The following is a 12,066-nucleotide window of genomic DNA, read 5'->3' on the forward strand; positions in this document are numbered from 1 at the left end:
TAGTGGCAGCCGGGGCGGCCCGGCTTTAGTCGTAGTAGTCGTACTGCCAGCGGGTGGCGCTCTGCACGTCGGGCGTCCGGAAAATAGTGTCGGGTCGGGAGTTGCTGGCCTCGGTGCGCTGCGCGAGGTAGCCACGTGCGTTGTAGCGGTAGGTGGTGCGCTCTTTCTTTATATCCGGCACTTGGTAGGCGTAGCGGGCCGGGCGGAAAAGACTGTCGGGCGGGTACTGCACTGCCAGGTTGGCTTCGGCGGCCAGGTAGAGCAGGCGGGTAGCGGTGTACTGCGTTTCCTGCCGCGGCTGCCCGTCAGGGCGGTAGCGGATTCGGATGATTCGCAGCCCGTATATGTTAGGCTGTTCGGGGCCAGTGCGCGGCGTATAGCGGTTTGCACCATCGTAGCGGGAAAGCTCCCGCACCTCGCTTAGCCAAAGGGAATTATCCGCTACCAGCCGCTTTTGCCCGTCGAAAGCTCTGGTGTCCAGACTGAGAAGATGACTCCCGCCCCGGCGCAGGTTGTAGCTTGCCCGGCGCGTCATGTTGCCGGCGGCATCGTAGTACATCGAGTCCAGCTCGACGGGTACTATCAAGTCGTCGTAGCGCAGCTTGGCTACCAGTCGGTGCTGCGCGTTGTACCAGTACCGGTAGCGGGTGCCCAAGGTGAACCGGTCGCAGCCTTCGCACCTGGGATCTACCTGCTCGGTGAAGTTGCCCTGCTCGTCGTAACTGTAGAAATTGGTGGCGTAAAAGCTGGCTGGATCGGTAGAATCGGCCGGTGCCTCGCCGTATTCCCGAAGCTTCTGGCCCCGGTCGTTCCACACGGCGTGGTGGGTGTAGTACCACTTGCCATCCTGATAAAACCGCGTGGCAATTACGCGGCCCAGCGCATCCTTCACGGCCTTTATGCGGGGCAAGACCGTAGACTGATTGGCTTCGGCCTGGGGCCGCGGACTGTCGGCGGAGTAGATGGGGGTACCCGAGCGCGCAAACCGGTTGACGGTCCGGTAGCGCACCCGCCGGCCGTCCTCCTCGTCGTGGTAGTCGGAGACTACGCGCACGGCCCGCAGGTGGGCGCGCCGCACCGCGGCCGAGTCCTCGAAGCTGGGTTGCTGGGCCGCCGCCGTTAGGCCAACCAGCAGAAGGGTGAGGAAGAAACACGCGCGCATATAACCTTGAAACGGTGCTTCCACCAGCCAGACGGACAAGAACGAAATCCAGGAATCTACCCGACCAGCACCGGCTCGGCGGCCGAAATTTCGGCCAGAATAGCGTGCACCTCGTCCACCGAGTAGGTGTCGACCAGGCGCATACGCCACTGCTTGGCGCCTTCCAGGCCGCGGAAGTACTGGGCGTAGTGGCGGCGCATTTCCAGAATGCCGGACCGCTCACCCTTCCACTCGATGCTCTTCTCGAAGTGCATGCGGCACATGGCCACCCGCTCCTCCACCGTGGGCGGGGCCAGCTTTTCGCCGGTGGCCACGAAGTGCTTGATTTCCCGGAAAATCCAGGGGTAGCCGATGCTGGCCCGGCCAATCATGATACCGTCCACGCCGTAGCGGTTTTTGTACTCCAGCGCTTTTTCGGGCGAGTCGATGTCGCCGTTGCCAAAAATGGGAATCTTGATGCGGGGGTTTTCCTTGATTTTGGCAATCAGGCGCCAGTCGGCATCACCCTTGTACATCTGCACCCGGGTGCGGCCGTGCACGGTGAGGGCTTCGATGCCGATATCCTGAAGCCGCTCGGCCACTTCCTCCACGTTCAGGGTATTCTCGTCCCAGCCCAGGCGGGTTTTCACCGTCACGGGCAGGTGAGTGGCTTTTACGACGGCCGAGGTCATCTGCACCATCTTCGGAATGTCGCGCAGCAGAGCGGCGCCGGCGCCCCGGCAGGCCACCTGCTTCACGGGGCAGCCGTAGTTGATGTCAATCAAATCGGGGCCGGCCAGGGTGCTGATGCGGGCACACTCGCCCATCGTGTCCACGTCGGAGCCGAAGAGCTGGATGCCGATGGGCCGCTCGTAGTCGAACACGTCGAGCTTCTTGCGGCTTTTGGCCGCGTCCCGGATCAGGCCTTCCGAGGAAATAAACTCGGTATACATCAAATCGGCGCCGTTGGCTTTGCACACGGCCCGGAACGGCGGGTCCGACACGTCCTCCATGGGGGCGAGTAGCAACGGGAAATCAGGCAGGGCAAGGTCGCGGATGTGTACCACAGAGAAAGGCTATTACAGGAATTTGCGCAAATTTACGACTCTTCCAAGTTTCCGTAACCGCCTGCCCCCTATGAAAGGTTTCGTGTCCAGCCGCTTGCACCCTTTTGCCAACCTGCTGCTGCTCGTGGGCCTGGCGCTGGCCACGCTCTGCATTGCCGGCTTCGTGACGGTGGTGTGCAGCTACCTGTTCTTCGGCGTGGGCCTGCTGGAAGTTGGCAACGTGACCCAGCACCCGCAAAGCCACCCCCAGGGCTGGGGCCTGCTGATGCTCACCCAGGGCCTGACGCTGTTTATCATGCTGGCCGGCGCGGCCCTGGCCTTGGTCAAGCTCACGGGCCGCTCGGCGCGCGAGTATTTTGCCCCCCGCCGGCCCGTACCCATCATCTGGGTGGTGGCCGCCATGGGCCTGATTATTCTCAGCCTGCCCTTTATGGCCTCCCTCATTGAGTGGAATGCCAACGTGCACGTGCCCGGCTTTTTGCAGCGCTTCACCTGGCTTACCGACTTCGGCACCTGGGCCCGGGCCAAGGAAGAGGAGCTCAAAGATCTGACCGCCTACCTCACCCGCTTCAACTCGCCCCAGCGCCTGCTCGTGGGCTTGGTCGTCATTGCCGTAGTGCCCGCCATCAGCGAGGAGCTGTTTTTCCGGGGGGTATTGCAGCGCAATCTGGTGGAATGGTTTAAGTCGCGGCACGTGGGGGTGTTTCTGGCCGCTGCCATTTTCAGCGCCATTCACATGCAGTTCCTGGGCTTCGTGCCGCGCTTCGTGCTGGGTCTGATTCTGGGCTATTTGTACGAGTGGAGCGGCAATATCCTGGTGCCCATGGCGGCCCACTTCACCCAGAACGCCTTCCAGCTCGTGCTGCTCTACCTGCAGCAGCGGGAGTGGACCGCGCCCGATTTCAACCCCGACTCCACCGAAACCATGCCCTGGTACCTGGTGCTGCTCTCGGTGCTCTTCACCGGGGCGGTGCTCTACTTCCTGCACCAGCGCAGCCAGCAGCCCGACGAGCCCACCGAGATGCACACGCTCAGTGCCGCCGGGGTGGCCGTGGTAGCCGCCGAAACTGCCCCCGCCGAAACCCGTACCCTCGGCAGTAAGGGCGTCGAGGCCGACGGTAAGTAAGCCCCCGTGCCCCGCCCAGTTTTTTCTCCCGTCCCGAATTCTCGCTTTCCGTTGTCAGAGCCCTCACCCTCGCCCGCTACCACCGCCCCCGAAGCTGCTCCTGCCGACGGTAAAAAGCCCATGTCCAACCTCGCCCAGCGCGTCATCTTCGGCGTCATCGGGGCCGTGCTGCTGCTGGGCAGCGTGTGGTTTAGCGCCTGGTCGTTTGCCTTATTCTTTGCCGCCGTGCAGGCCAAGATGCTGCTGGAGTTTTACCGCATGATGCGGGCCGGAGGCTACCAGCCCGCCAAATGGCTGGGGCTACTCGTGAGCTTATTGCTCTTCTTGGGGGCCAGTTGTATTGTGTTCGGTACCACCTATTTGGCGTCAACGGGAGATGTTCCGCATGTAGTTGGTGGAGAGGTCATCTTTCAAAGCCGGATGAATGCTGAGCTATACGGCGCGGGGCTGTGGTTGAGAAAACTGCTGCCGGCTGTATTGCTGCTGACACCTATCGTTCTGGTGGGAATAGAAATGCGCCGCTGGCCGAAGGTCGAGCAGCCATTCGTGAACGTGGGTACCACCTTGCTTGGGTTAGTATATGTGAGCCTGCCCATGACGTTGCTGAACGTAGTGGCAGATGGACCCAACGGCTACGATTACCGCCGCATCTTCGCCCTGCTCTTCCTGGTCTGGTGCTCCGATATCGGGGCCTACGCCGCCGGCAAAACCTTCGGCAAGCACAAGCTGGCCCCCAGCATTTCGCCCGGCAAAACCTGGGAAGGCGCCATCGGCGGCTTCCTGCTCACGCTGGTGATGGGCTGGGCCCTGGGCTTCTGGCTTCTCGACATGACCCTGGCCTACCGCCTCGTAGCGGCCGGCACCGTGGCCATCTTCGGCCCCCTCGGCGACCTGGCCGAGTCCATGCTCAAGCGCAGCGTCGACGTCAAGGACTCCGGCACCATCATGCCCGGCCACGGCGGCCTGCTCGACCGGTTCGACGCCTTCCTCTTCATCCTGCCCGTGCTGGCCCTCTTGCAGCTACTCTTCGGGGCGTAGAGACGCATATTTGCGTCTCAATCGTTGCTGAAGTTGTTGGGTTTGCGCGGTTCCGTTCGTTCAACGATTGAGACGCAAGTATTCGTCTCTACACTCCTCAAACGACTTTCCGCATGTCAAAAGACCTTTGAGGACGCCTCAAAGGTCTTTTGACTTTCCAAACCTGCTTTGAGGAATCCTCAAACGAGTTTTGACATTCCAAAACAGGTTTGAGGATTCCTCAAACGAGTTTCCGCGAGTAAAAACAGGTTTGCAGGACCCTACAAATGCCTTTCCGCCGGTAAAAACAGGTTTGCAGGACTACCCAACGCCTATAATTCCTGCAAAAACTGGTTTGGGTAGCTACCCAACCGGCAGAAATCCGGAAATCTGTGGTTTGGGTAGTGCTCCGAAGCCCTTATTTCTGGAATTATGCCGGTCGGGCAGCGCCACTCCGGCCCGGCGGCGGCGGGCCTGGCAGGGCCTAAGCTGCACCCTGCCGCATTTTCCTGCGTATGGCATAAACTACTACCTTTGAGCCCTCAATTCCGGCGTCCGGTTCCGGCTTCCCACCGCTGAGCCCCGCCTTTTTTTATTACCCACCCATCACATTTACCTCTTCCCGTATGGCTGCCACCACGGTGTACAAAGAGCCGGCTCCAATTATGGACCGTGAAAATCCCCTGGAATCAATGATGTCGCGCTTCAACATCGCGGCGGAGATCCTAGGGCTCGACGATTCAACGTATAACGTCCTCAAAGCGCCCGACAAGCAGGTTATCGTCAACATCCCCGTGACGATGGACAACGGCAAGGTGCGCGTATTCGAAGGCTACCGCGTGGTGCACAACACCATCCTGGGCCCCTCGAAAGGCGGTATCCGCTACGACATGAACGTGCACATCGACGAAGTAAAGGCCCTGGCGGCCTGGATGACGTGGAAGTGCGCCGTGGTTGACATTCCCTACGGCGGTGCCAAAGGCGGTATCATCTGCGACCCGACCACGATGAGCCTGGGCGAAATCGAGCGTCTGACCCGCGGCTACACCCTGGCCATGAAGGACGTTTTCGGCCCCGACCGCGACATTCCGGCGCCCGACATGGGCACCGGCCCCCGCGAAATGGCCTGGCTGATGGACGAATTCAGCAAGACGGTAGGCGCCACTTCGCCTGCCGTGGTTACCGGCAAGCCCCTGGTAATGGGTGGCTCGCTGGGCCGCACCGAGGCCACCGGCCGCGGGGTAATGGTATCGGCGCTGGCCGCCATGGGCAAGCTGGGCATGAAGCCCGAGGAGTCGTCGGCCGTGGTGCAGGGCTTTGGCAACGTAGGCTCCTGGGCCGCCAAGCTGCTGGCCGAGAAAGGCGTGAAAATCAAGGGGGTGTCCGACATCAGCGGCGCCTACTGGAACGACAACGGCATCAACATCGACGAGGCCATTGCCTATAAAAACGTGCACAACGGCCGCCTCGAAGGCTACACCGGCGCTACCCTCATGAACGCCGATGAGCTCCTGCTCGCCGACGTGGACGTGCTGGTGCCCGCCGCCGTGGAAGACGTTATTACCGAGCACAACGCCCACGACATCAAGGCCAAGCTCATCGTGGAAGGCGCCAACGGCCCCACCTCCGCCTCCGCCGACCCCATCATCAACGAGAAGGGCATCATGGTGGTGCCCGACATCCTGGCCAACTCCGGCGGCGTCACGGTTTCCTACTTCGAGTGGGTGCAAAACCGCCTCGGCTACAAGTGGAGCGAAGACATGGTCATCGAGCGCGCCGAGCGCATCATGACCGACGCCTTCGAGAAAGTGTACGCCACGAGCCAGAAATACAACGTGCCGATGCGCATCGCCGCCTACGTGGTAGCCATCGATAAAGTCGCCCAGACCTACAAGTTCCGCGGCGGTTTCTAAGCGGTGAACTTGTGAAATGGTGAGTTTGTGAAATGGTGAGTTTGTTCAAACTGCGCAAACCGCGCCTCTGGAACGAAAACTCACCATTTCACAAACTCACCATTTCACTGCCGCAAAGCGGCTATATTTGCTTTCGGATAGCCCGGGCCGGGAGGCTCGGGCTATCTTTGTGTAGTTTAACACGTAAGGATTAAGCTGGGGAATAGTTTTCCGCCAGTCTCGGTTTCTGAACAAGCGCCTGAATCAGCGAAAATCAATTCCTAATCAGCGCAATCTGCGATTTATGAAGATTCACAAAGAAGGACGACGCATACTTTTCTTCACGTTGCTGGCCCTGTTGGCCCTCAACCTGCTGCTGTTCCAGTTCAACGCCCGCGCCGTTACCTTCAACCGCATCTTTGCCGGCGCCTCCGTCATTGCCTTCCTGCTGCTGCTGCAGTTTTTCCGGAGCCCCTTCCGCAACCTGCTCACCCACGAAGACCTGCTCATTGCGCCCGCCGACGGCAAAGTGGTGGTAATCGAAGACGTGCACGAGCCCGAGTACTTCGACGACATGCGCAAGCAGATCAGCATCTTCATGTCGCCGATCAACGTGCACATCACCCGCAACCCGATTTCGGGCATCGTGCGCTACTTCAAGTACCACCCCGGCAACTACCTGGTGGCCTGGCACCCCAAGAGCAGCACCAAAAACGAGCGGACGACGGTCGTGGTGCAGTCGGAAGCCGGCCCGATGGTGTTGTTCCGCCAGATTGCCGGGGCCATGGCCCGCCGCATCGTGTGGTACGTCAATGAAGGCGACGAAGTAAGCCAGGGCGAAGAGTTCGGCTTTATCAAGTTTGGCTCCCGCGTCGACCTCTTCGTGCCCCTCGACACCGAAGTAAAGGTGCAGATCGGCGAAAAGGTGAAAGGCGGCCAGACCGTCATTGCCCAACTCAAAACCAACCAGGGCACGCTGTTCGGCAGCTAGGAATTTTCGCTTTTATGGTCAAATAAAAAGGCCCGCAACATCGTGTTGCGGGCCTTTTTATTTGGTTGGGTAGTAGCGCGAACTGTGTAGTTCGCGTGGCCCGCGCCGTTAGAATCGTTCAGGCCCGCGAACTACACAGTTCGCGCTACTGCCTGTCTAAAACCAGCTGGCCGCCTGCTCCATGAGCTGCTCCAGAGCGGCTTGGTCGTCCTGGTCAAAGTCGTTGAGCTGGTCACTGTCCACGTCGAGCACGGCCACTACCTGCCCGTCTTTGAGGATGGGCACCACAATTTCGGACTTGGACTCGGAGCTGCAGGCAATGTGGCCGGGAAACTGCTCCACGTCGGGTACGAGCAGGGTTTGGGCCTGGGCCCAGCTGCTGCCGCACACGCCTTTGCCTTTGCGAATACGGGTGCAGGCAATGGGGCCCTGGAACGGACCCAGCACCAGTTCGTCGTTTTTGACTAGGTAAAAGCCGACCCAGAAAAAGCCGAAGGCCTGGCGTAGGGCGGCGGCAGTATTGGCTAGATTAGCCACCAAATCCGGCTCCCCGGTAGTCAGGGCTTCAATCTGGGGCAGCAGCTGGCGGTATTTTTCGGCTTTGGTAAGCGTAGTATCGAGGATGAGTTCTTCAGCCATGCAATGGTGAAATTGTGAAGTGGTGAAATGGTGAGTTGCAGTGAGATGGTGAAATAGAGAAATGGTGAGTTTTGTTCAATCTGCTTAAGTAGCGCGGTCCTGCGCCGCTAAAACGACAACTCACCATTTCACAAGTTCACCATCTCACCGGTTGTAGTACACAAAAACGTCGTCTTCGCCGAGCGGGAACTGCTCGTGCAGGCCTGAAAGGCCGTGCTTGGGGGCGGCAATACCGCCGCCGAGCTTGTTACGGCTGCGCAGAATCCGCATTTCGTCCCACAGCCCGTCGCGCAGCAGGGAGCTGAGCACGGTGGGGCCGCCTTCCACCAGCACCGACTGCACGTTGCGCTGGTAGAGGTTGGCAAAGAGCTGGGGAAACAGGTCGTCGGCTTCCGAGAGCGTGATGTAGCCCAGGTTGTCTTTGGTGGCCCGCTCCCGGTAGGTGTACACCAGCGTGGGTTGCTGGCCGTCGAACAAGTGGTGGGTGGGCGGCAGGCTCAGGTTTTTGTCGATAACGACCCGAATCGGGTTTTGGCCCGGCCATTCGCGGGCGTTGAGGCGGGGGTTGTCGTGCAAGGCCGTGCGGGTGCCAATCAGAATGGCCTGCTCCTCGGTGCGCCACTGGTGCACGGCGGCCTGGGCCAGTGGCCCGCTGATGCGCACGGGCTGAAAGTAAGGACCGGCCAAATAGCCGTCGGCGGTTTCGGCCCACTTGAGCACCACGTAGGGCCGCTTCTTTTCCTGAAAGGTGAAAAAGCGGCGGTTCAGCCAGCGGCCTTCGGCTTCCAGCAGCCCGGTTTCAACGTGAATCCCGGCGGCGCGCAGCTTTTCCAGGCCCCGGCCGGCCACCAACGGGTTGGGGTCCAGGTTGCAGACCACCACTTCCTTTACGCCCTTGGCAATAAGCAAATCGGCGCAGGGCGGGGTTTTGCCGAAGTGGGAGCAGGGCTCCAGCGTGACGTAAACGCGGCTGTGGGCCAGCAGGCGTTGGTCGGCTACGGCGGCCACGGCATTGACCTCGGCGTGGGGGCCGCCGTACTGCCGGTGCCAGCCTTCCCCGATGATGCGGCCTTCGTGGGTGATTACGCAGCCAACCAGCGGGTTGGGCCGGGCGTAGCCGGTACCCAGGCGGGCCAGGTCCAGGGCGCGGCGCATCATTACAGTGTCAAAGTCGGTCATGGTGGGTTAGAGCGTAGCTTTGCAGTGGCCGAAGGTACGCAGTTGCCGCCGAGCCGCCGTACTGGTTGCGCTTCCCCGAACCCCGTTTTCTATGCCCACCATTCGCCAGCTGACCACTGAGCTTGCCGCCGCCCTGCTTGCCATTTATCCGGCCCCGGAAGCCGACAGCATGGCGGGTCTGGTGGTCGACCATCTGCTGCACCTCTCGCCCTTGCAGCGCCGGATGCGGGCCGCCGAAGAAGTGCCGGCCGAGGTAATGGCCCAAGTGCCGCCAATTCAGGCCCGGCTGCTCCGGCACGAGCCGGTGCAGTACGTGCTGGGCGTGGCCTACTTTGCCGGGCTGGAGCTGGAAGTCACGCCCGCCACGCTCATTCCCCGACCCGAAACCGAGGAGCTGGTGGCTTTAATTGTAGCCGAGCAGCAAGCAACGGCTGATTTAACTATCGTCGACATCGGTACCGGCAGCGGCTGTATTCCGCTGGCGTTGCAGCAGGCGCTGCGGCCAAAGCGCGCGGTGGGCGTGGACATATCGGAAGCTGCCCTGGCCGTGGCCCGCCGCAATGCCGCCCGCTACCAGAGCCCGGTGGAGTTTGTGCAGGCCGATATCCTGACTCAGGAACCCGCCGAAATTGTCGCCGGCTCGGTGGCCGTGCTGGTTAGTAACCCGCCCTACGTGCTGGAAAATGAGCGGCCCCTGATGCGGCGCAACGTGCTGGACTTCGAGCCGGCCACCGCCCTGTTTGTGCCCGACCACGACCCGCTGCTGTTTTACCGCCGCATTGGGGAGCTGGGCCGGCGCTGGCTGCAGCCCGGCGGCGGCTTGTATTTTGAAATCAATGAGCAGTATGCCGCTGAGCTGGTGGCGCTGCTGCAAAGCCAGGGCTACACTACGGTTGAGCCGCGCCAGGATATTTTCGGCAAAGACCGGCTGGTGCGGGCTACCTGGGCGGGGTAAGAACCAGGTAAAGTTCTCATTCCCAAACCGCGTGCAACGACGGGGCGCCTAAACTTCTCTGACGCTTAACCGACAAACCTTCGAAAAACCCTACCTTTGCGGGCTCAAAAACTGCCGACCTTCCCCCAAGCTGCACCCCTGTGACTGATGCTCCCGCTTACTTTGCGCACCCTACCGCCGTCCTCGACGAAGGCTGCCGCATTGGCGACGGGTGCCGCATCTGGCACTTTGCCCACCTGATGCCGGGCTGCGAGCTGGGCGAAAAGTGCAGCATTGGCCAGAACGTCATGGTGGCCGACGGCGTGAAGCTGGGCCGCAACGTGAAGGTGCAGAACAACGTGAGCCTCTACACCGGCGTAGAGTGCGCCGACGACGTGTTTCTGGGCCCTTCCGTGGTGTTCACCAACGTGCGCAACCCGCGCAGCGCCGTCGTGCGCCGCGACCAGTACCAGCCCACGGTGCTGGAAAAAGGCGTGAGCATCGGGGCCAACAGCACCATTGTGTGCGGCGTGCGGCTGGGTGAGTACGCCTTTGTAGGCGCCGGCTCCGTCGTGACTAAGGACGTAAAGCCTTACGCCTTAGTGTATGGCAACCCCGCCCGGCAGCACGGCTGGATGAGCGCCTTTGGTCACCGCCTGCAGTTCGACGCCGCCGGCCAGGCTACCTGCCCCGAAAGCGGCGAAGAATATTTGCTTACCAATCATCAGGTTTCCCGTATTAGCATCCGCTAACTCTGAATTTCGCAACGTGTACGAGCAACTCCTCCAGAAACAGACCAAACTGGCCGTCATCGGCCTCGGCTACGTGGGCCTGCCCATCGCCCTCGAATTTGCCCGCAAGCTCAGCGTTATCGGCTTCGACATCAACGCGGCCCGCGTGGACTTGATGCGCAACAACATTGACCCCAGCGGCGAGCTGGAAGCCAAGGACTTCGAAGGCTGCGACATTACGTTCACCGATTCGCTGGAGGTGCTGCGGGAGGCTACGTTCTTTATCGTGGCCGTGCCCACGCCCATCGACGAGCACGCCATGCCCGATCTGAAGCCCCTGCTGGGCGCTTCGAGCAGCGTGGGCAAAGTGCTCAAGAAGGGCGACTACGTGGTGTTCGAAAGCACCGTGTACCCCGGCTGCACCGAAGAGGACTGCATTCCGGTGATGGAGAAACTCTCGGGCCTAAGCTTTGCCAACGGCGACTTCAAAGTGGGTTACTCGCCCGAGCGTATCAACCCCGGCGACAAAGAGCACACGCTGGCCCGCATCGTGAAAGTGGTGAGCGGCTGCGACGCAGAATCCCTCGACATCATTGCCAAGGTCTATGAGCTGGTGATTACGGCCGGTGTGCACCGGGCCAGCAGCATCAAAGTAGCCGAAGCCGCCAAGATCATCGAAAACACCCAGCGCGACGTCAACATTGCGTTGATGAACGAGCTGTCGATGATTTTTGACCGCATGAGCATCAACACCTACGAGGTGCTGGAAGCGGCCGGGACCAAGTGGAACTTCCTCAAGTTCTCGCCCGGTCTGGTGGGCGGCCACTGCATCGGCGTGGACCCGTACTACCTGACCTACAAGGCCAAAGAGCTGGGCTACGACGCGAAAGTTATTCTGAGCGGCCGGACCACCAACGACAACATGGGAGCTTACATCGCCCGCAAAACGGTGCAGATGATGATTAAGCAGGGCAAGGACGTGGCCAAGAGCCGGGTGCTGGTGATGGGCGCCACCTTCAAGGAAAACGTGGAAGACATCCGCAACTCTAAGGTGGCCGACGTAATCCAGGAGCTCAAGAACTTCTCCGTCAACGTGGACATCGTGGACCCGCACGCCGACTCCGACGAGCTGCACCACGAGTACGGCTTCCGCCTGACGCCCGAAAGTGAAATCCGTAAGGACTACGACGCGGTAATTGTGGCCGTGAGCCACAAGCCCTACCTGGCCCACGACGAAGCGTATTTCCAGTCGATTACGTCCGAAAACCCCGTGCTGGTCGACATCAAGGGCCTGTACCGCGGCAAGATGAGCAACATCCAGTACTGGAGCCTGTAATGTGAACTGGTGA

General features: G+C 60.8%; 11 protein-coding genes. 7 read left to right on the plus strand and 4 right to left on the minus strand.

Annotation, left to right across the window (positions count from 1 at the left end):
- Positions 1-25 precede the first annotated feature (25 nt).
- Together CLV45_RS20650 and dusB are read right to left on the minus strand one after the other, a co-directional pair.
- Entirely contained in the window at positions 26-1,162 is a 1,137-nt protein-coding gene (locus CLV45_RS20650) for a hypothetical protein (protein WP_100338385.1), read from the minus strand.
- 56 nt (positions 1,163-1,218) lie between these two features.
- On the minus strand, positions 1,219-2,208 hold the full coding sequence (gene dusB, locus CLV45_RS20655; protein ID WP_100338771.1) for a tRNA dihydrouridine synthase DusB: 990 nt from the start codon (positions 2,206-2,208) through the stop codon (positions 1,219-1,221).
- Between the two features lie 70 nt (positions 2,209-2,278).
- Between dusB and CLV45_RS20660 the strand changes: the two genes are divergently transcribed.
- From CLV45_RS20660 to CLV45_RS20675, 4 genes are all read left to right on the plus strand, one after another.
- A complete protein-coding gene (locus CLV45_RS20660; protein WP_157807687.1) occupies positions 2,279-3,334 on the plus strand; it encodes a CPBP family intramembrane glutamic endopeptidase in 1,056 nt (351 codons plus the stop codon).
- Positions 3,335-3,385: 51 nt separating this feature from the next.
- Entirely contained in the window at positions 3,386-4,372 is a 987-nt protein-coding gene (locus tag CLV45_RS20665) for a phosphatidate cytidylyltransferase (RefSeq protein WP_100338387.1), read from the plus strand.
- Positions 4,373-4,977: 605 nt separating this feature from the next.
- On the plus strand, positions 4,978-6,264 hold the full coding sequence (locus CLV45_RS20670; protein WP_100338388.1) for a Glu/Leu/Phe/Val family dehydrogenase: 1,287 nt from the start codon (positions 4,978-4,980) through the stop codon (positions 6,262-6,264).
- A gap of 283 nt (positions 6,265-6,547) precedes the next feature.
- A complete protein-coding gene (locus CLV45_RS20675; RefSeq protein ID WP_100338389.1) occupies positions 6,548-7,234 on the plus strand; it encodes a phosphatidylserine decarboxylase family protein in 687 nt (228 codons plus the stop codon).
- A gap of 156 nt (positions 7,235-7,390) precedes the next feature.
- On the opposite strand, the gene CLV45_RS20680 is transcribed toward CLV45_RS20675, so the two are convergent.
- Together CLV45_RS20680 and ribD are read right to left on the minus strand one after the other, a co-directional pair.
- Positions 7,391-7,873: a GAF domain-containing protein gene (locus tag CLV45_RS20680; protein ID WP_100338390.1), complete on the minus strand. Its 483-nt coding sequence runs from the start codon at positions 7,871-7,873 to the stop codon at positions 7,391-7,393.
- A gap of 144 nt (positions 7,874-8,017) precedes the next feature.
- The gene (gene ribD, locus CLV45_RS20685; RefSeq protein WP_100338391.1) at positions 8,018-9,052 is read right to left on the minus strand and encodes a bifunctional diaminohydroxyphosphoribosylaminopyrimidine deaminase/5-amino-6-(5-phosphoribosylamino)uracil reductase RibD; all 1,035 of its coding nucleotides are present in this window, start codon (positions 9,050-9,052) and stop codon (positions 8,018-8,020) included.
- A gap of 91 nt (positions 9,053-9,143) precedes the next feature.
- Between ribD and prmC the strand changes: the two genes are divergently transcribed.
- The 3 genes from prmC to CLV45_RS20700 all read left to right on the plus strand — a co-directional run bounded on the left by prmC (position 9,144) and on the right by CLV45_RS20700 (position 12,053).
- On the plus strand, positions 9,144-10,007 hold the full coding sequence (gene prmC, locus CLV45_RS20690; RefSeq protein ID WP_100338392.1) for a peptide chain release factor N(5)-glutamine methyltransferase: 864 nt from the start codon (positions 9,144-9,146) through the stop codon (positions 10,005-10,007).
- Between the two features lie 140 nt (positions 10,008-10,147).
- Positions 10,148-10,738: an acyltransferase gene (locus tag CLV45_RS20695; RefSeq protein WP_100338393.1), complete on the plus strand. Its 591-nt coding sequence runs from the start codon at positions 10,148-10,150 to the stop codon at positions 10,736-10,738.
- A gap of 16 nt (positions 10,739-10,754) precedes the next feature.
- Entirely contained in the window at positions 10,755-12,053 is a 1,299-nt protein-coding gene (locus CLV45_RS20700) for a nucleotide sugar dehydrogenase (protein WP_100338394.1), read from the plus strand.
- The last annotated feature ends 13 nt before the right edge of the window (positions 12,054-12,066 follow it).

It is taken from the genome of Hymenobacter chitinivorans DSM 11115 (assembly GCF_002797555.1).
Taxonomy (GTDB): domain Bacteria; phylum Bacteroidota; class Bacteroidia; order Cytophagales; family Hymenobacteraceae; genus Hymenobacter; species Hymenobacter chitinivorans.